19 protein-coding genes and 1 riboswitch are annotated in these 19,165 nt (G+C 61.9%); of the genes, 12 read left to right on the top strand and 7 right to left on the bottom strand.

Annotated elements, in window-relative coordinates:
• The first annotated feature begins 37 nt into the window (after window positions 1-37).
• Both ABID19_RS26810 and ABID19_RS26805 read left to right on the top strand, forming a co-directional pair.
• Complete coding sequence (locus ABID19_RS26810; protein ID WP_354493920.1) at window positions 38-649, top strand: LysE family translocator; 612 nt, start codon at window positions 38-40, stop codon at window positions 647-649.
• A 239-nt stretch (window positions 650-888) separates the two neighbouring features.
• Complete coding sequence (locus ABID19_RS26805; protein WP_354493919.1) at window positions 889-2,352, top strand: FAD-dependent monooxygenase; 1,464 nt, start codon at window positions 889-891, stop codon at window positions 2,350-2,352.
• A 61-nt stretch (window positions 2,353-2,413) separates the two neighbouring features.
• Here the strand turns inward: ABID19_RS26805 and ABID19_RS26800 are convergent, their stop codons facing one another.
• Together ABID19_RS26800 and ABID19_RS26795 are read right to left on the bottom strand one after the other, a co-directional pair.
• Window positions 2,414-2,800, bottom strand: a complete 387-nt coding sequence (locus tag ABID19_RS26800) for a nuclear transport factor 2 family protein (protein WP_354493918.1) — start codon at window positions 2,798-2,800, stop codon at window positions 2,414-2,416.
• 16 nt (window positions 2,801-2,816) lie between these two features.
• Window positions 2,817-3,254 (bottom strand): OsmC family protein, encoded by a 438-nt coding sequence (locus tag ABID19_RS26795; RefSeq protein ID WP_354493917.1) that lies wholly within the window; start codon window positions 3,252-3,254, stop codon window positions 2,817-2,819.
• A 102-nt stretch (window positions 3,255-3,356) separates the two neighbouring features.
• Here ABID19_RS26795 and ABID19_RS26790 point away from each other — a divergent pair, with 102 nt between their 5' ends.
• The gene (locus ABID19_RS26790; protein WP_354493916.1) at window positions 3,357-3,956 is read left to right on the top strand and encodes a TetR/AcrR family transcriptional regulator; all 600 of its coding nucleotides are present in this window, start codon (window positions 3,357-3,359) and stop codon (window positions 3,954-3,956) included.
• Between the two features lie 309 nt (window positions 3,957-4,265).
• On the opposite strand, the gene groL is transcribed toward ABID19_RS26790, so the two are convergent.
• Together groL and groES are read right to left on the bottom strand one after the other, a co-directional pair.
• The gene (gene groL / locus ABID19_RS26785; protein WP_354493915.1) at window positions 4,266-5,918 is read right to left on the bottom strand and encodes a chaperonin GroEL; all 1,653 of its coding nucleotides are present in this window, start codon (window positions 5,916-5,918) and stop codon (window positions 4,266-4,268) included.
• A gap of 62 nt (window positions 5,919-5,980) precedes the next feature.
• Window positions 5,981-6,277: a co-chaperone GroES gene (groES, locus tag ABID19_RS26780; protein ID WP_006203049.1), complete on the bottom strand. Its 297-nt coding sequence runs from the start codon at window positions 6,275-6,277 to the stop codon at window positions 5,981-5,983.
• Window positions 6,278-6,586: 309 nt separating this feature from the next.
• Here groES and ABID19_RS26775 point away from each other — a divergent pair, with 309 nt between their 5' ends.
• Complete coding sequence (locus ABID19_RS26775) at window positions 6,587-7,522, top strand: bifunctional helix-turn-helix transcriptional regulator/GNAT family N-acetyltransferase (protein WP_354493914.1); 936 nt, start codon at window positions 6,587-6,589, stop codon at window positions 7,520-7,522.
• A gap of 42 nt (window positions 7,523-7,564) precedes the next feature.
• Here the strand turns inward: ABID19_RS26775 and ABID19_RS26770 are convergent, their stop codons facing one another.
• On the bottom strand, window positions 7,565-8,398 hold the full coding sequence (locus ABID19_RS26770; RefSeq protein ID WP_354493913.1) for an AraC family transcriptional regulator: 834 nt from the start codon (window positions 8,396-8,398) through the stop codon (window positions 7,565-7,567).
• A 288-nt stretch (window positions 8,399-8,686) separates the two neighbouring features.
• Window positions 8,687-8,890: riboswitch (cobalamin riboswitch) on the top strand.
• A 92-nt stretch (window positions 8,891-8,982) separates the two neighbouring features.
• Here ABID19_RS26770 and ABID19_RS26765 point away from each other — a divergent pair.
• From ABID19_RS26765 to ABID19_RS26740, 6 genes are all read left to right on the top strand, one after another.
• A complete protein-coding gene (locus ABID19_RS26765; protein ID WP_354493912.1) occupies window positions 8,983-9,795 on the top strand; it encodes an ABC transporter ATP-binding protein in 813 nt (270 codons plus the stop codon).
• A complete protein-coding gene (locus ABID19_RS26760; protein WP_435528776.1) occupies window positions 9,792-10,760 on the top strand; it encodes an ABC transporter substrate-binding protein in 969 nt (322 codons plus the stop codon). The genes ABID19_RS26765 and ABID19_RS26760 overlap by 4 nt, the downstream gene beginning before the upstream one ends.
• Before the next feature lie 50 nt (window positions 10,761-10,810).
• Window positions 10,811-11,779, top strand: a complete 969-nt coding sequence (locus tag ABID19_RS26755; protein ID WP_354493911.1) for a FecCD family ABC transporter permease — start codon at window positions 10,811-10,813, stop codon at window positions 11,777-11,779.
• A gap of 76 nt (window positions 11,780-11,855) precedes the next feature.
• Entirely contained in the window at window positions 11,856-12,335 is a 480-nt protein-coding gene (locus ABID19_RS26750; RefSeq protein ID WP_354493972.1) for a MarR family winged helix-turn-helix transcriptional regulator, read from the top strand.
• Window positions 12,332-13,501: an HlyD family secretion protein gene (locus ABID19_RS26745; RefSeq protein ID WP_354493910.1), complete on the top strand. Its 1,170-nt coding sequence runs from the start codon at window positions 12,332-12,334 to the stop codon at window positions 13,499-13,501. The genes ABID19_RS26750 and ABID19_RS26745 overlap by 4 nt, the downstream gene beginning before the upstream one ends.
• Before the next feature lie 368 nt (window positions 13,502-13,869).
• Window positions 13,870-15,405, top strand: a complete 1,536-nt coding sequence (locus ABID19_RS26740; RefSeq protein WP_354493909.1) for a DHA2 family efflux MFS transporter permease subunit — start codon at window positions 13,870-13,872, stop codon at window positions 15,403-15,405.
• A gap of 33 nt (window positions 15,406-15,438) precedes the next feature.
• Here the strand turns inward: ABID19_RS26740 and ABID19_RS26735 are convergent, their stop codons facing one another.
• Window positions 15,439-15,954 (bottom strand): CAP domain-containing protein, encoded by a 516-nt coding sequence (locus ABID19_RS26735; protein ID WP_354493908.1) that lies wholly within the window; start codon window positions 15,952-15,954, stop codon window positions 15,439-15,441.
• 423 nt (window positions 15,955-16,377) lie between these two features.
• On the opposite strand from ABID19_RS26735, the gene ABID19_RS26730 reads away from it, so the two are divergent.
• Both ABID19_RS26730 and ABID19_RS26725 read left to right on the top strand, forming a co-directional pair.
• Entirely contained in the window at window positions 16,378-17,868 is a 1,491-nt protein-coding gene (locus ABID19_RS26730) for a glycosyltransferase family 39 protein (RefSeq protein ID WP_354493907.1), read from the top strand.
• Window positions 17,869-18,252: 384 nt separating this feature from the next.
• The gene (locus tag ABID19_RS26725) at window positions 18,253-18,732 is read left to right on the top strand and encodes a glutathione binding-like protein (protein WP_354493906.1); all 480 of its coding nucleotides are present in this window, start codon (window positions 18,253-18,255) and stop codon (window positions 18,730-18,732) included.
• A gap of 12 nt (window positions 18,733-18,744) precedes the next feature.
• On the opposite strand, the gene ABID19_RS26720 is transcribed toward ABID19_RS26725, so the two are convergent.
• Window positions 18,745-19,047, bottom strand: a complete 303-nt coding sequence (locus ABID19_RS26720) for a winged helix-turn-helix transcriptional regulator (protein WP_352869470.1) — start codon at window positions 19,045-19,047, stop codon at window positions 18,745-18,747.
• Window positions 19,048-19,165: the final 118 nt, after the last annotated feature.

Here is a 19,165-nt window from a genome sequence, read left to right as displayed (position 1 = left end):
ATACCTTCCCGCCGGGCAGGACAGCGGAGGATCAATCGTGACCATCGAATTCTTGTTGACGTCGCTGATTGTCGTGGCTTCGCCCGGCACCGGCGTTCTCTATACGCTGAGCGCCGGGCTTTCGCGTGGCGCGCGCGCCAGCATCATCGCTGCTTTCGGCTGCACGCTCGGTATCATCCCGCATATGGCGGCGGCCATCACCGGGCTGGCGGCGCTGCTGCACACCAGCGCACTTGCCTTTGAGACGATCAAATATCTGGGCGTCGCCTACCTGCTCTATATGGCCTGGAATACGCTGAAGGAGAGCGGCGGCTTGAACGTTGGGCAGGATGTCGCGCCGCGCTCGGTCGGCAAGGTCATCACCTCGGGCATCCTCATCAATATCCTCAACCCGAAGCTGTCGATCTTCTTCTTCGCCTTCCTGCCGCAGTTCGTCAGCACCACCGAACCGTACGCGCTGTCGAAGATGCTGGAGCTCAGCACCGCCTTCATGCTTTTGACCTTCGTCGTCTTTGTCGGCTACGGCATCTTCGCCGCCTCGATCCGCAGCCATGTTGTGTCGCGGCCGATGGTGCTGATCTGGATGCGCCGAACCTTCGCCGGCGCCTTCGTCATGCTTGGCGCCAAACTGGCGCTGACCGAGAGGTAAGCCAAGCTGCCGGGTGGGCGGTTGATCATCGCATTTGCTGGGGAATTTCGTGGGTGGCGACGGCTGTCGCGCCTCCTTGCTTTAATAGATGGGGCCGAACCAATTAAGATCAAGAATTGGCATTCGGCTTTTTATGCTTAGATTGCGGAGCCCTGACTGAAAGAGGGCTCAAAATCATGCAACAATTCGAAATAGGCGCTCGCGACGCCGGGCGCTTGGATAGCAGTAGTGCCGATCGCATGGCGATTTCCCATCAGATACTGATTGTCGGAGGCGGTCCGACAGGGTTGATGCTGGCGGGCGAGCTCGCCCTGGCGGGCATCGATACCGCCATCGTCGAGCGTCGCGCCAACCAGGACCTTGCCGGTTCCCGCGCCGGAGGCCTGCACGCCCGCACGATTGAGGTTTTCGATCAGCGTGGCATTGCCGACCGGTTTCTGTCGCAGGGGCAAACTGCCCAGGTGGCCCGGTTCGCAGACGTCACCATGGATATCAGCGACTTTCCCACTCGGCACAATTACGGGCTCGCTTTGTGGCAGAGGCAAATCGAGCAGATACTGGCTGAATGGGTCGCTGAACTCGGCGTTACGATCTATCGCGGCCTCGAGGTGCTGGGCTTCGTGGAGAGAGATGCAGGCATCGACATCGAATTGTCCAACGGCACGTTTCTGCATGCGCATTATCTCGTCGGCTGCGATGGCGGGCGGAGTCTCGTGCGCAAAACGGCCGGTATTGATTTTCCCGGTTGGGACCCGACGACCAGCAATTTGATCGCTGAGGCAGAGATTTCAAGCGAACCGGAATGGGGCATCCGCCGCGACGCCATCGGCATTCATGGCCTCAGCAGGATGGACGGTCCGGTGGTGCGCATACTGGTGACCGAGCGGCAAACAGATGCCGCGGGCGAACCCACGCTCGCCGATCTCAGCCAGGCGTTGATCGATATTTACGGCACGGACTATGGTGTCCACAATCTGAGATCACTTGGTCGCTTTACCGACATGACCCGGCAAGCGGCGTCCTACCGCAAGGGACGGGTGCTGCTTGCTGGCGACGCCGCGCATATCCACTCGCCGGATGGTGGCCAAGGTCTCCAGACCGGCGTGCAGGACGCGGTAAATCTGGGCTGGAAGCTGGCCCAAGTGGTGAAAGGGATTTCCCCCGACAGCCTGCTCGACACTTACCATGCCGAGCGTCATCCGGTTGCCGCGCGGGTTTTGCGCACCACGATGGCATCGGTTGCGCTGCGCCGCGGAGACGAGCGCACTAATGCGCTGCGCGACACGATGACGGAATTTCTTGCCATGGAGGAGCCGCGCCGGCGCTTTGCCGGCATGATGTCCGGTCTCGATATCGCCTACGACTTTGGCGAGGGGCATCTATTGCTTGGCCGCCGCATGCCCGACCTCGATTTAGCCACCGACGCCGGTCCGCAGCGGGTTTTCACGCTGCTGCACGAGGCCCGACCGGTGCTACTCAATCTTGGCGATCCCCTTGCTTTCGACCTCAGCCCATGGGCCGACCGGGTCCGCCCTGTCGACGCCCGCTATGATGGAGCGTGGCAGCTTCCGGTGATCGGTGAGGTCAGCGCGCCCAGCGCCGTGCTGATTCGGCCCGATGGTTATGTCGCCTGGGTTGGCGGCACGGCTTCGACGGGCCTTCGCGAAGCGCTGACCCGCTGGTTTGGACCATCCGCGGCGTAGGAAGACGGATGGCAACTCGCCCGGAAATCTACGTCCTGCTGGCGGGCTTCCGGGCGAAGCCCTACCCCTTGACGTAGCCCATCGCCTCGACGATCCGCCCGCTCTCGACGCGCATCAGGTTGACGCCGCGGATAGAGTTGCCGTCGGCCATGAAATAGCGCCAGCGGATCGTCGCCCGCTCGCCGGCAACGAAGGTTTCTTCCACGTCGAAGCGTGTACCAGCCTGGGTGGCGATCGCCGACCACAGCCCGACGCAGGCTTCGCGGCCTGCGTAGCGGGCGCCATCCGGCGCCGGCACGGTGTTCTCGATCACGCAATCCTCAGCCACCAGCTCGGCGAGCGCCGACGGGTCGTGGCGCTGGAACACGTCGTTGAAGCGCCGCATGATCTCGGCCGTCTGCCCGGACAGCTCGTTCGCAGCCCTGTCCATGATAAGCTCCTGTGTCATCGTCATTCTCCTGGTTTCATTTACCCTTGACGAGCGTGGCCTTGAGCGTGATGCGGGGCACGCCGGCAAGCGCGCGCGAGACGAGGCAGCCTGCCTTGGCGGACTGCGCAAGGCACTCGAATTCGTCGTCTGCCAGATCCGTGATCGCCGCCTCGGTTTCGAGCTCGATGCGCGTGATCGTCGGCCCCGCCTCGGTTGCGCCGAGATGCACTTTGGCGATGGTGCGGATGTTTTGGGCGACGTGGCCGTCGCGGCCGAGGATAGCGGTCAGCGCCATCGAAAAGCAGCCGGCATGTGCGGCGGCGATCAGCTCTTCCGGGTTGGTGCCGGGGCCATTCTCGAAACGCGACGGAAACGAATAGGCGCCTTCGAAGACGCCGCTGCCAAGCCGCAAGCGGCCTGAACCTTCTTTCAGCGTGCCTTGCCATTCGGCCGAAGCTTCACGGACTGTCATTGGATCTCTCCCTGATTGTATGTAGACTGATCTACATATTATATAGACCGGTTGTCATATTCTTGGCAAGGCCTATAATGCTGTCTCCTGACAGAGGCTGACATGGCGAAAGACACACGCACCCGCATGATCGAAGCGACGGCGCTGCTGCTGAGGCAGCGCGGCTATCACGGCACCTCGCTCAACGATATTTTGAGCGCCTCCGGCGCGCCGAGAGGATCGCTCTATTTTCATTTTCCGGGCGGTAAGGACCAATTGGTCATCGAGGTGACGCGCGACAGCGTCGAAAAGGTCACGCAATGGATGGATGAGGCGCTCGCCGCCGAGCAGGACCCGGCGGTGGCCGTCCACCATATCTACCAGGCGGTGGCACGCATGCTGGAGGACAACCAGTTCACGCTTGGCTGTCCGGTCGCGCCCGTGGTGCTGGACTCGCCGGCCAACATGCCGGAGTTGGCCGAATTATGCCGGTCGGCTTTCCAGCAATGGGTAGGCTTGCTGCAAGCGGCCTTCGTCAGGGCAGCGGTGCCTGAGCGCCGCGCCCACGCTCTGGCGTTGCTTGTCGAATCATCGCTGGAAGGGCTGATGGTGATCGCGCGCGCCACCCGCGACCGTGCCCCGGTGCTGGCGGTGGCCGATGAGGTCGCCGCGCTGGTGGAAAGTGCATTGCCTGCCAAAAAGGTCGCTGTCACAGCGCGTTGACGCTTCACGCCTCATCGCTTTTGAGGACGGCGCGGAGTCCTGTCGAGGGGCCGAAAGCTGAACAGAGATGGTTCCAGCCCTGCAATCCATGCCGTTACTATTGCCAAAGCGTACAGCGATACAGGAGGTCCCGCCTGCCGATCGAGGCTGGCACGGCGATTGTGGTGCATGACAAACAAAAAAGGGCGGCCTCTCGGCCGCCCTTTCCGTATCTGAAGGCTGATGGAACGTGGATTAGAAATCCATGCCGCCACTCAAGCCCGCTTGGGCTTGAGCAACTTAGATTCATGGGCGTGCTTATGGATTTCCTTAGAAATCCATGCCGCCCATGCCGCCCATGCCGCCGCCCATGCCGCCTGGCATGCCGCCGCCAGCCGACTCCTTCTTCGGAGCCTCCGCGATCATGGCTTCGGTGGTGACCAAGAGGCCAGCGACCGAGGCCGCATCCTGGAGAGCCGTGCGCACGACCTTGACCGGATCGACGATACCCATGGCGATCATGTCGCCATATTCGCCGGTCTGGGCGTTGTAGCCGAAGGTCGGGCCCTTGTTCTCGAGGATCTTGCCGGCAACGATCGATGCTTCCGCACCGGCGTTGGCCGCGATCTGGCGGGCCGGAGCCTGCAGCGCACGACGCACGATGTTGATGCCAGCGGTCTGGTCGGAGTTGGCGCCGGTTGCCTTGATGTTCAGCGAAGCGCGCAGGAGTGCGACGCCGCCGCCGGGAACGATGCCTTCTTCGACGGCCGCGCGGGTCGCGTTGAGGGCGTCATCGACGCGGTCCTTCTTTTCCTTGACTTCGATCTCGGTCGCACCGCCGACGCGGATGACGGCAACGCCGCCCGCCAGCTTGGCGAGACGTTCCTGCAGCTTCTCCTTGTCGTAGTCCGAGGTGGTCTCCTCGATCTGCTGCTTGATCTGGGCAACGCGGCCCTGGATCTCGGCCTTCTTGCCGGCGCCGTCGACGATGGTGGTGTTCTCCTTGGAGATCGACACCTTCTTGGCGCGGCCGAGCATGTTGAGGCCAACGTTCTCGAGCTTAATGCCGAGGTCTTCCGAGATGACCTGGCCACCGGTGAGGATGGCGATGTCTTCCAGCATGGCCTTGCGGCGATCACCGAAGCCCGGCGCCTTGACGGCGGCGATCTTCAGGCCGCCACGCAGCTTGTTGACGACGAGCGTGGCCAGAGCCTCGCCTTCGACGTCTTCCGAGATGATGACCAGCGGCTTCGAGGTCTGCACGACAGCCTCGAGGATCGGCAGCATGGCCTGCAGGTTGGAGAGCTTCTTCTCGTGGAGAAGGATGTAAGCGTCTTCCAGATCCGCAACCATCTTGTCGGCGTTGGTGACGAAGTAGGGCGAGAGATAGCCGCGATCGAACTGCATGCCTTCGACGACTTCGAGTTCGGTTTCGGCGGTCTTGGCTTCCTCGACTGTGATGACGCCCTCATTGCCGACCTTCTGCATCGCTTCGGCGATCATCGAGCCGACCGAAGCATCGCCATTGCCGGCGATGGTGCCGACCTGGGCAACCTCTTCCGAGGTCTTGATCTTCTTGGCGTTCTTGATCAGCGTCGCGACAACGTCGGTTACCGCGAGGTCGATACCGCGCTTCAGGTCCATCGGGTTCATGCCGGCGGCAACCGCCTTGTGGCCTTCCTGGACGATCGACTGCGCCAGAACGGTCGCGGTCGTGGTGCCGTCGCCGGCGATGTCGTTGGTCTTCGAAGCGACTTCGCGGACCATCTGCGCGCCCATGTTCTCGAACTTGTCTTCAAGCTCGATTTCCTTGGCGACGGTGACGCCGTCCTTGGTGATGCGCGGGGCGCCGAACGACTTGTCGATGACGACGTTGCGGCCCTTGGGGCCGAGCGTGACCTTCACTGCGTCGGCGAGGATGTTGACGCCGCGCAGCATGCGCTCACGGGCATCACGGGAAAATTTTACGTCTTTGGCAGCCATTTTTAGCTCCTGGCAGGGGCTTGAATTGAGCCCGAAGATTTAAGTGACGGTGAGGCCGATATTCAGCCGATGATGCCCATGATGTCGGATTCCTTCATGATCAGAAGGTCTTCGCCATTGAGCTTGACTTCGGTGCCCGACCACTTGCCGAACAGGATGCGGTCGCCGGCCTTGACGTCCAGCGGAACGAGCTTGCCGGCTTCGTCACGGGCGCCGGAACCAACGGCGATGATCTCGCCTTCCTGCGGCTTTTCCTTAGCCGTATCGGGGATGATGATCCCGCCGGCAGTCTTGGATTCGGATTCAACCCGGCGTACGACCACGCGGTCATGAAGCGGGCGGAACTTCGACTTTGCCATTTTTTATTCCTCGATGAGAATGGTGAGAACAGTTCCTCCGTCCGGCGGCGCCGGACCTGGTTAGCACTCACCAATGGCGAGTGCTAACGTGGCGCTGAAATAGGCCGATGGCTTGCGAGAGTCAAGGCGCCGAGTGAGCCGATCGGCACCCGGCGATGAACTACCGACGTTTCGATGATTCAAGGCCACAGGTTCTGGTGGAGGCATGGCAAACCGGCTCGGCACATCGTCGACAGAGCGGTTCGCAAGTCTTCAAATACTTGACTCTGTCAAGTAAATGATTGATCTTGTGCAAGCAGGAGGAATGCCATGACGATTCATCATCAACCCGGCAAGGAGCGGATCGATGCGGTGCGGGGCTTCAACCGCTTCTACACCCGCCAGATCGGCTTGCTCGACGAAGGATGGCTGAAAAGCGCCTTCTCGCTGACCGAGGCTCGTGTGCTCTATGAACTGGCGCATCGCGACGGCCTGACCGCCACCGATCTTGCGCGCGATCTCGGTCTCGATGCCGGCTATCTCAGCCGGTTGCTGAAAAAGTTTCAGGAGCGCGGCCTTGTGGAGCGCGCTGCGACGGAAGCCGATGCGCGGCGCTCGTCGATCGCGCTGACGCCGGCGGGGAGGGCTGCCTTCGCGCCGCTGAACCAGGGTTCGCACGATCAGGTCGCGGCCTTGCTCGACCGGCTCCCCGATCCGGAGCAGGACAGGCTGGTCAAGGCGATGCAGACGGTGCAGCGCCTGCTGGGCGAGAGTGAAGGGCCCAAAATTCCCTACATGCTGCGGCCTTTGCAGGTCGGCGACATCGGCTGGATCATTCATCGCCAGGGCCTGCTCTACGCGCAGGAATATGGCTGGGACGAAACCTATGAGGCGCTGGTCGCCGAAATCCTCGGCGCCTTCGTCAAATCCTTCGATCCGAAATGGGAACGCAGCTGGATCGCCGAGCGGGAGGGGGAAGTCGTTGGCTCGGTCTTTGTCGTGCGCCAGTCGGACACGGTGGCGAAGCTGCGCCTGCTCTATGTCGAGCCCTCGGCGCGCGGTCTCGGTATCGGCAAGCGACTGGTCAAGGAATGCATCGGCTTTGCCCGTGCGAAGGGATACAAGACGCTGACATTGTGGACCAACGACATTCTCGTCTCGGCGCGCCGCATCTATGAGGCGGCGGGCTTCAAGCTTGCCGAGGAAGAGCGCCACCATTCCTTCGGCAAGGATCTGGTCGGCCAGAACTGGAACCTGGAGCTGTAGCAGCACTTCCTACGCTTCGGCGTCGGCCTGCGGCCGCCCGCCTCACCCTTTGACCGGTATCCAGATTTCCAGCCCGCCATTGCCGCTGCGCGGATCGAATTCGGGGCCGTAGCGCTCGAATTCGGGCGCATCGGCAATCTCGTGCCCGGAGGCCGGCAGCCATTTGTTCCAGATCGTGTTGACCGTGCGGCGGATGGTCGAGATGTGGTCACGATGGGCGAACACGGCGTATTTCTGCGCCGGCACGCGCACGCGCGAAAACTCCCTCGGCAGGTCCGAAAAATCGGACACCTCGACGCCGGCGATGTAGTCGAAATTGCCGGTGTCGTCGCCGTTGACGCAGACGCCATAGGCGACGTCGCCGATCTCGCCTGGAATGTTGCCGATATAGGGGCCAAACCGCTGCCACTGCATCGGGATGCCGGCGCTGGTTTCGCAGCTATAGCGTTCGCCGAGACCGGCGATGAGAAACGGCCGGCTGGTCTCAAAACGCGGCGGGTCGAGATCGGTGAGGACGGACTGGTTCATCAGGATCGGCTCCACGAGATCGAGGTTGTCGAGCGAGCCTTGCGCGCGCACCAGTTCCGGCGTGGTGCCGAATTGGTCGCGGAAGGCACGGGTGAAGGCCTCATGCGAAGCGTAGCCGGTGTCGAGCGCGAGCGAGAGGATGTCGGGTGCACCGGCGGCGAGCTTGCGCGCCGCTTCGGTCAGCCGGCGAGAACGCATGTAGCCCATCACCGAACGGCCGGTCGCCGCACCGAATGCCCGCGTCACGTGAAAACGCGACACCCCGCTGCTCTTGGCGACATCGTCGAGCGAGACGGATTCCGGCAGATGGCTTTCGACGAACCACAGCGCTTTCTCGGTCGGATTCATTTGGCTCCTTGCATGGGCCAGTCTTCACATTGGCAAAGTCTTCGCGTCGGCAGGTCATCGTGCCGTTTCCTGGAGCTCGCAGTTTGATCGAAATTGCGCATTGCGCAAATCGCGAGCGACGGCGGCCGGCAGTCGAAGGCGTCAGGCGAAAGAGCTTGACAGGAGCAGGCAACGTCTAGATAGTAACGTTATTACATAACGGCGGCCCATATGACTCCCTCTGACAAGATCCTAGCTCTCGTGGCTTTCCGAGCCCCGGAAATTTATTGCGCTGTGATTGGCGGGAAATTAGGGTGGGCGACTGATGGTCCCCGAGTCGAAAGGCGAGGGGTGAAAAGGGAACGCGGTGAGATCTTCGGATCGAGGCCGTGGCTGCCCCCGCAACTGTAAGCGGTTAGCAAGATCCGAAATGCCACTGGCCGGCAAGGCTGGGAAGGCAGGATGGCGCAAAGACCCGCGAGCCAGGAGACCTGCCATCGGCTTGAGTTGACCGGACGGGGTGTGCCGGGAGGAGACGTGGACATCGGTCTTGTCGGCCGGTCGGTCCAGCTTCCTTCCGTCGCCATTGAGAAAGTGACGGTAAGTTGGACGCCTCCCAGCCTCTTCTTGAAGCGCGCGAACTGAGCGCGACGGCGGATAGTCGGCGCCTGGTCAGCGCGGTGAGCCTTTCGGTGGCGGCGGGCGACCGCCTCGCCATCATCGGCCCCAACGGCGCCGGCAAGACGACGCTGTTGCGCATGCTATGCGGTACGCTGCGGCCAAGCGCGGGAGAGGTGAGATTTTCCGGCCGCCGGCTGGAGACGTTCTCGGCCGCCGAGCGGGCGCTGCACATGGCGGTCGTCGGCCAGACCGATCAGCCCGATCCGCGGCTTGCCGTGATCGACTACGTCGAGCTTGGGCGCGTCCCGCATGCCGGTTTGCGCCGGAGGAGCGAGCAACGCGACATCGTCGTCGAAGCGCTTCGTAGAACCGGCCTGCTGCCGCTGGTCGGCCGCACGATCGGCTCGCTGTCCGGTGGCGAGCGGCAGCGCGCCCAACTGGCACGCGCCATCGCCCAGGAGCCTAAAATCCTGTTCCTCGATGAACCGACCAATCACCTCGATCCGCGCGCCCGCAGCGAACTTCTCGAACTCGTATCGCAGTTTGGCATGACCGTCGTGGCGGTGCTTCACGATCTGTCGCTGGTCACGCCATTCGCCACCAGAGTGGCGGTGATGAATGAGGCCCGCCTGCAGGCACTCGCCGGTCCGCGCGAGGCGCTAACCAAGCAGTTGATCCGCGAGATTTTCGGCGTCGATGTGCTTCGGCTGCGCCATCCCACCGAAGACCGCGAACTCACGGTCTTCGAAGTTCCAAACCGCGCCTATTCCGATTTAACCAAGGAGCAACATCCGTGAAACGCCTCGCACTGTCTTTTGCTTCCCTTCTGCTTGCCCAGACCGCCTTGGCTTTTCCGGTAACCGCCTTTGCTTTCCCGGTAACCGTTGACAGCTGCGGCACGCCGCTGACTTTCGACGCCGCGCCGAAGCGCGCCGTCATCCAGGATCTGAACATGGCCGAGATGGCTTTCGCGCTGGGGCTGCAACCGTCGATCGTCGGCCTGACCGGCATCACCGGATGGTACAAGGTCGGTCCGGAATTCAAGGCCGAGCAGGGCTCGATCCCGGAACTCGCGCCAAAGTATCCGACACTCGAAAACCTCGTTGCCGTCGAGCCCGATTTCTTCTTCGCCGGCTGGTACTACGGCATGAAGCCGGGCGGCGAGGTGACGCCCGATACGCTGGCGCCGCACGGTATCAAGACGCTGGTGCTGACGGAAAGCTGCGTCCATCTCGACAACAACCGCCCCGCTGCCTCGATGGACTTGCTCTATGGCGACGTCGAGAAGCTGGGCAGGATTTTCGACAAGGAGGCCAAGGCGAAAAAACTTGTTTCGGACTGGAAAGCGCAACTCGCCGATATCACTGCAAAGGTCGGCGACCACAAGGGTACGCGGGTGTTTCTTTACGACTCTGGCGAAGACAAACCCTTTACGTCAGGCAAGTTCGCGATTCCCAGCGCCATGATCGCCGCTGCCGGCGGCGACAACATCATGGCCGATATGCAGACGAGCTGGGGCAACACGGATTGGGAAACGGTCGCCTCCCGTAATCCGCAATTCTTGGTCCTGCTCGACTACCAGGAGGGTGGCGGCTACAGGAAACTGCTCGATTTCCTCAAAGCCCATCCGGCGATGAAGGAGACCGATGCGGTCAAGAATGAACGCTTCGTAGCACTGCGCTATGCCGAACTGACGCCTGGGCCGGCCAATATCGAGGCGATCGGCAAGATCGCCAGGGCGATGCACCCGGAAGCTTTTTGAGCTTGCGCCACCGGGCGTTCGAATTGGCGATGGCAGCAGGAGCAGCAGCGATGGCCGCGCTTGCTCTGATGTCCATCGCTTATGGATCGACGGTGATCCCGCTGACAGACGTGGTTGCGGCGCTCGGACATGCGGCCGGACTGGACGGAGACATCGTGTCCGGTCCGATCGCCAAGATCGTCGTCGATCTCAGGCTGCCGCGCACGATCATGGCCATCTGTGTCGGCGCCGGGCTGGGCGTCATCGGCGCGTTGCTGCAGACGGTAACGCGCAACGACCTTGCCGACCCATTCCTGTTCGGCCTGTCTTCCGGTGCCGCGGCCGGCGCGGTTTCCGTCATCACCATTTTTGGCGACCATTTCGGCATCTGGACGTTGCCGCTCGCCGCCTTCACCGGGGGCATATTGGCCGCTGGCATCGTGCTTCTGCTGGTTTCCCGGGTGAGGGGGCAAGGGCCCGAACGGCTGATACTGGCCGGCCTTGCCGTCTCGTTCATGTTCACCGCCTTGACCAATTATCTCGTCTTTGCCGGGGACCAGCGCGCCGCGCACTCGGTGCTGTTCTGGACGATGGGCGGGCTCGGATTGGCGCGATGGGACAATGTCGGGCTGGCTGCTCTGGGCGCAGGCACCATCCTTGCCTATGCGCTGTGGAATCACCGCCGGCTCGACGCTTTCCTGGCCGGTGAAAATGCCGCCGAAACCCTCGGCGTCCCGGTTGCGCGGATGCGCAGGACGACATTTCTCGTCGCCGCATTCTCGACGGCGATCCTAGTCTCGGTCGCCGGCGTCATAGGTTTCGTCGGCCTGATGATCCCGCATCTGTCCAGGACCCTGGCCGGTCCGTTGCACCTGCGCCTGATTGCAAGCTGCGCCCTGTTCGGAGCGGTGCTGTTGCTGGCAAGCGACCTTCTGGCGCGCACGCTGCTGCCGCCGCAGGAGCTGCCGATCGGCATCATCACCAGTTCGGTCGGTGCTTTCTTCGTCGTCACGATGCTCATTCGCAATCGTCCGGCATGACTGTCATGCAAGTTTGCCGCCTTCTGGCACAATGCGGCTCCTTGAATGATGAGCACGCTTATAATATATGCCGCTTATGGTTTCCGACGGCATCGACAGATTGGGCTTTCTGATCCACGACGTGCAGCGCCTGATGCGCAAGCGCTTCGAGGCGAAGGCCAGCGGGCTCGGCCTTTCCTCGGCGCAATGGCGGCTTATGGTCCGCGTCGCCAAGGAAGAAGGCATCACCCAGGCGCGGCTCGCCGAACTCCTCGAGATCGAGCCGATCAGCGTATCGCGCCTGGTCGACCGGATGGAGGAGGGCGGCTGGATCGAGCGTCGTGCCGACGCTGCCGACCGCCGCGTCCGCATGATCTTTCCAACTGCCAAGGCGAGCGAGGCCTACGCAGAAGTGAAGAGCCTCGCTGGCGAAGTCTATGAGGAATCGCTGACCGGCGTGTCGCCGCAAGATCGCCGCGTCCTGATCAAGGCACTGGACACGATGGCCGAAAACCTGGCGGACGGCGACACGGCGTCCTGCGAAAAAGTCAAGAGTACAGAAGGCGCAGCAGCATGAACGCGGTAGCCAAAGTAGATGAGAATGCAACCAAGCTGGAGATGGACGCTCCCGCGCAGCCGGCGGCAGCGCCGGTTACGGTTGCTCCGCAGCCAGCGCCGGTGGCGCCGAGGAAGAAGCGCCGTGCCGGCCGCTTCCTTTTGATGTTTGCGCTCCCCGTGGCGTTGATCGCCGGCGGCAGCTACGTCTGGGTGACCGGTGGCCGCTACCAGGAGACGGAAAACGCCAACCTGCAGCAGGCCAAGGTCTCGATTGCCGCCGATACGGCGGGCCGCATCGTTCAGGTCGACATTTTCGACAACCAGTCCGTCAGGCAGGGCGATGTGCTGTTCGTTATCGATCCCGAGCCCTACCGGATCGCGCTCGCGCAGGCCGATGCGGCAGTGGCCGCCGCGCGCCTCAATGTCGAGCAGCTGCGTGCGGCCTACAGCCAGGCGATAGCGCAGGAGAAGTCCGACGCCAGCCAGGTCGACTACGCGCAGTCGCAATACGATCGTGCCGCCGACCTTGCCCGCAAGGGCATCAATGCCAAGTCGTCGCTGGACGAGGCCAGGAACGATCTCGACAAGGCCAAGCAGCAACTGGCGGTGGCCGAGCAGGGTATCCTCAGGGCCAAGGCGGCGCTTGGCGGCAATCCCGATATCGAGACCGACAAGCATCCGACCGTGATGGCGGCGCTCGCCGCGCGCGACAAGGCTGCCTACGATTTGGCGCAGACCACGGTCAGGGCGCCGGCCGACGGCATCGTCAGCCAGGCTGCCTCGTTCAAGGTTGGCCAGTATGTCGGCTCGGGTACGCCGCTGTTTTCGCTGGTCGAGACCGCCGATACCTGGATCGACGCCAATTTCAAGGAGACCCAGCTCACCCATATGAAGCCCGGCCAAAAGGCCGAAATCGTGGTCGACACCTATCCGGGCAAGACGTTCGAAGCCACGGTCCAGGCGATCGGCGCCGGCACGGGGGCCGAGTTCTCGCTGCTGCCTGCCCAGAACGCCACCGGCAACTGGGTCAAGGTTACCCAGCGCATTCCGGTGCGCCTGCAGCTGGCCGATGCCGACGCCAAGATGGCGCTGCGCACCGGTATGAGCGCGACCGTCACGGTGGACACCGGCGTGGCGCGGGGCTTTCCGAGCATCTTCGGCCACGCCACGGCGGGCGAGCACTAAATAGAATTACTCGCCATTCTTGCGAACTGAATGACAGGATCGGTCCGATGGGAGGTTGGCGAAGGGTTGAGGGTGTGAACCGGGCCGCGTTGCGGCCTGGCCAAAACCCGGACAACCCGACGTAGCCCTTCGGTCCTCAGGTTTCCGGGCGGCAGGCGCCCGTTTATCGAGACACTCGGTCGATGTAACCCCCACATCGATAGTCGCGTCCCACCGCGATGAGGGTCTCTCCATACGGAAAGGCCTCGCCGCCCGGAAACCCAACGCACCGGCCCGAAAATCGGAATCGATTTTTCGGAAAGCACGATGCGCTGACTCAAGGTAGCTCTTGTGTACACGTTTTTGTTACCCGCCGGAAGTTCCACATCATGAACACGCCAGAACCCTTTCGCGAAGTGCCGCACCGCGGCCTGATCACGGTGGCGCTGATGCTGGCGACGATCATGCAGGCGCTCGATACCACGATCGCCAACGTCGCGCTGCCGACCATGACCGGCGATCTCGGCGCTTCCCCCGACAACATCAACTGGGTGTTGACCTCCTACATCGTTGCAGCGGCGATCATGACACCGGTGACCGGCTGGCTGGCCGACCGCTTTGGCCGCAAGGAGCTGTTCCTGACGGCGGTGGTCGGTTTCACTGTCTTCTCCATGCTGTGCGGCCTGGCATGGAGCCTTGAAACCATGGTGCTGTTCCGCCTCATGCAGGGCGTGTTCGGCGCGGCGATCGTACCGCTGTCGCAGACCTTCCTGCTCGACATCAATCCCAAGGAACGCCACGGCCAGGCTATGGCCATCTGGGGCGCCGGCATCATGCTGGGACCGATCCTGGGCCCGACGCTGGGTGGCTGGCTGACCGAGAATTTCAACTGGCGCTGGGTGTTCTTCATCAACCTGCCCGTCGGCATCCTCGCCTTCCTGGGCATGGCCGCCTACTTGCCGGCCGTTGCAAGGCGTATACGCAGCTTCGATTTCTTCGGCTTCGCCATGCTCTCGCTCGGCGTCGGCGCGCTGCAGCTGATGCTGGACCGCGGCGGCGAGGTCGACTGGTTTTCCTCGGTCGAGATATGGATCGAGCTTGGTCTTTCCATCACCGGCTTCTGGGTGTTCATCATTCACACCTTGACGGCGGAGCATCCCTTCATCGACCCGAAGATCTTCCTCGACCGTAATTTCGTGACCGGGCTGGCGTTCATCTTCGTCATGGGCGTGCTCATCCTTGCCAGCATGTCGCTGTTGCCGCCAATGCTGGCGACCATCTTCGGCTATCCGACCATGACCATCGGTGTCGTCATAGGTCCCCGCGGTATCGGCACGATGGTTGCGATGCTCCTGGTCGGCCGCATCATGCACAGGATCGATGCCAGGATCCTCGTCGTCATCGGCTTTCTGCTGACCGCGCAATCGCTCTACACCATGTCCGGCTTCTCACCGCAGATGGACAATTGGCTCATCCTCAGCTCCGGCGTCATCCAGGGCCTTGGGATGGGAATGGTGTTCGTGCCGCTGTCGACCGTGGCCTTCGCCACGCTGGATACACGCTTCCGCACCGATGCCACCGCGCTGTTCAGCCTGGTGCGCAATCTTGGCTCGTCGATCGGCGTATCGGTGGTGACGGTTCTGCTGGTACGCAACACGCAGGTCAATCACAGCGAGCTTTCGGCTCACATCAATCCGTTCAATCCCAACCTCTGGGCGGCGTCGCCGGCAGCGGCCGGCGGCGATCCCACCGCGCTCTCCCAGATGGATGGCATGGTCAATATCCAGGCGATGATGATTTCTTACGTCAACGACTTCAAGCTGCTGATGATGATGACGCTGTTTGCCATCCCGTTCGTTTTCCTGCTGCGCAAGCCAAAGGCTGGTCCGGCCGCCGGCGGGGCGCCCGCTGCGCATATGGATTGATGAGAGGATTGGTCGGCGCGCCGGTCACGTCTCCTATTTACCCAGAACGAGGCTCCAGTAGCGCCGCGAGCTGTCGCGGCCGTCCCGCACATATGCAAGGCCGAAGCGGGTGAAGCGCGGGTCAAGCATGTTGCGGCGGTGGCCGGCCGAATTCATCCAGATGTCGAACAGCTTCTGCTGGTCGAAGCGGCCCTCGGCGATGTTTTCGGCAGCCGCACCGGTGATGCCGTTGCCCTTGACGCGCGAGGCAAATCCCTTGCCCCAGCCGGTGGTGTGGGTCATGCGGCCGCCACGGGCCATATAGCCGGCCTGTTGCAAGGCTGCCTTTTCGAGCTGAGGATCGGCGACAAGTGGTGCGAGGCCGGCCGAGGCGCGGATACTGGTCAGCGTGCCGGCGGCGGAAGCAGAAACACCGGCGCCTTCGCCGGTGGGCAGCACAGTGGCGCAGGCAGCGAGCCCGGCCAGCGCGGCAAGGCCGGCGCCTTTCAGCAGCGTGCGCCGGTCAAGGCTTGATCGGGCATCGGGGTTTTCGATTTTCGCAACGGTCATGCCCGCCTGACATAAGCGCGATCATGGCTTTTGGCGGGCAGGCGCCCAAAAATCTCGCTCGCCGCGGTTCGTCTTCCCGGTGGTGAAGTCCGACGCGTGGTACCGAGACGGATATCGAGAAAAGCTTCCGGAAGGCCGGTAAGCCACTGAGAGGGTCGCGCCTGGATCTCATGACCGTCGCGAAAAGCGTAGCGTTGATACCGCGATTGTGGAGGCGATGATCGCAATCGGCGACGAGTTCGAATTCTACGGTTATCGCCGCGTTGGCGCGGCTCTGCGTCAGTAAGGGCTCGGCACCGACAGCGACCACGATGGCCCAACCTTCAATGTACAGCCGACCATTTTCCCGACGACTGCAATGGTGTAGCGGATGTTGGCGACCGCCTTATTCCTTAGTTCAGGATCGAGCTCCCGAAAAGTACGATGCAGCAAAGTTCCATTTCAGAAGCGTTGTCCGGTGCACGTAAGCGCCGATGGCTGGGTGCGGATCCCGCTCTCTGTTTCGTCCTAATCTACTTTGCGTTGCAGATCATTTTCGTAACCTTCATGTCGAACGGCGCCAGCATGGACGATGCCGAACAGCTTGCCTATGCCGGATCCTGGCAACTGGGATACGGCAGTTCGCAGCAACCCCTCTACAACTGGATCGTCAGTGCGGCCACGGCCGTTTTCGGCATCAATCTGTTCACGCTGCAGCTGGTGAAGTTCAGCCTTCTCGCCAGCATGTATGCCAGCGTTTATTGCGGCGCCCGGCTGCTCGGACTTGGCCGGTGGGTTGCGGCGGCGGGCGCGCTCGGAATTTTTCTCCTGCCGCCGATCGGCTGGGAATCGCAGCGCGCCCTTACCCATTCGGTCGTAGGTGTGGCGGGCTGCGCCTGGACGTTCTTCTGCTTCGCCTGGCACATGAAGTCGAAATCGTGGTTCTCAGCCGTTGCACTTGGCTTAGCGGCGGCGGCTGCGCTGCTTGGCAAATTGAACGCGACGTTCTTCATCCTAGCATTGCTGGTCGCCGGGTTTTCAGTGTCGGATTACAGGAGGACACTTCTCTCGCGGACCGGCTTGCTCACCCTGGTCGTTCTGGTGGCCGCGCTTGCGCCGGTAGGCCTATGGATGCTGGAGCACAGCCATCATGTGACGGCGCGGTCGAACAAGTTCGCCTTCGATAACAGCGGAAACCTATTGATCAGCCGGGCGACCGGCATTGGAGTGATGCTGCTGAAAACAGCTCTGTTTTCCTGTGTCGCGGTTATTTTGTTCGCCATCGCGGTCTGGCGCAACCGGGCCGACATTATTGCACGATCACGTGCAATGGGCACTGGCGAGCGCTTCGTCGTCTTGCTCGTGTCATGGAGCCTTGGGGTGGTATTCGTCGGTATCGTCATCAGCGGGGCGACGCGCATCGAGGACCGTTGGCTTCTGCCAGTCCTTTTTCTTTTGCCGCTTTTGTTGGCGCTGCTTTTTTCGTGTCATATCCGCGGCGACAGGGGCCTGCGGCAGATCGCGTTCTGGAGCGCTATGGCCGCTCTTGTCATCATGCCGGTGCTGGCACTCAACCTTTCCTACGGAAGGGCGGGAAAGCCGCCGATCGGGCAATTGGATTACAAGAGCCTTTACGAACGGTTGCGGGAAGCAGGAGACTTTCAGGTCGTGGTTTCCGAGGGACCGCAGATTCCAGGGAATCTGCGGCTATACGATCCAGACTTGGTCGTTGCCTATCCGGCGATGCCGGGCGCGGCATCTCGTATAAGACAGCCTGTTGTCGCGGTATCAACGGGTGAGCTATCTCAAGATGTGTTGAATTTGCTCGCCGCCGCGGGCATCAGCTCCAGTCATGCCGAAATCAGGCGAACGACACTTCACTACGTCAGCCAGCCGGATCTGACCCAGGAGGTCAGCTATATCTTCGTGCCATAAAGGCCAGATTAGCATTTTCCATCGGATCCGAATAATACCACTGTGTTTGCCGTCAACATAGGATATCGGAAGCGACCTTTAGAAATCTAAGATCAAGTTTAGCGGCACGGGTGTTTCCGATGTCGTCGAATACCTTGGGCAGATTCTCGATGGCCTGCCATACTTCAAGGTCTACAAAGAGGTCGGTTCAGGAATGGCCGCTTTAGCCCAAATGGCTCTCGATTGCACGTTCATTGTTCTAGGCGCAGAGCGTCGGCAGTCCGCTGCCCGCGCATTCCGATACTCGGCACGGACATCAAGTCTCACCCAAGCCGGTTGTTTAGCCTCGGGTATCAGGAATCAGATTTTCCCACTGGTTATTCCGCCGCCACGAGCCTTGCTTTCGTGAACACCGGCTTCACCGCCGCTTTCACTCCGCTCTGGGTGGCATATGAAATGGAATCGGGCGAACCGGCCCTGCTGGCCACCTTGCGCGACTTCGGCCGCAAAGCTGTTAGCGATCGCTACGACCGGCTTGAGGCAATGATATCAGACAGCGGCTTTCTGGTCGGCGGCCGCCTGACGCTTGCCGATACCACGCTGACTGGCGTGGCGCGCTGGGTGGAGTTCCACCAGGCCGTCGACGGGGCGAGCTACCCCAAGCTGGCTGCGTTGCGCGGCAGGATTGAAGCCGATCCGGCCGTGCGGTATGCGCAAGCCATCGAGGATGGCGAAAAGCCCGCTGGTTCGGGCGCCTGCCTCGGCCATGTCCCATTGGCCGAGATGATCGATGCTTCGCTGCCTAGTTTGTCACGCGTCTCACCGTATGGCGCCAAAGTGTGGCGCCGCGCGGTGACCGGCTGTGGTTTGCCGGGTCAGGGTTGAGGATCCGTCCAGTCAGGTGATCAGGTGGGATGCGTTGGCACGCATCCAGTCGGCCAGCGAATCCAGCGTGCCGCGCAAGGTTCTGCCCAGCGGCGTTATCTCATACTCCACGCGCGGCGGCATCTCGGCATAGACCCTCCGATAGACCAGGCCGCGGTGTTCGAACAGGCGCAACTGCCGCGTCAGCTCCTTTTGCGTAATCGGCGCGACGGCCCGCTGGAGCTCGCCGAAGCGGATTGGGCAACCGGTGACGATCAGGCGGTAAAGAATGGGAATGGCCCATTTTCCCGAAACCAGATTGACGAAATCGATCATCGGGCAACGATCGGTCGCACCATTTCCGCCTTCGACTGGCGGGACCTCGATGGCTTTTGCCTGTGCCATGAAATTATTTCCTTTAGTACCCATTCGGTGCCTACTATACAAAGCATAC

Origin of the sequence: Mesorhizobium robiniae (genome assembly GCF_040545535.1) — a bacterium.
Lineage (GTDB): Bacteria > Pseudomonadota > Alphaproteobacteria > Rhizobiales > Rhizobiaceae > Mesorhizobium > Mesorhizobium robiniae.
The sequence above is the reverse complement of the archived record's forward strand: the minus strand, read 5'-3'. Positions and strand labels throughout refer to the sequence as shown.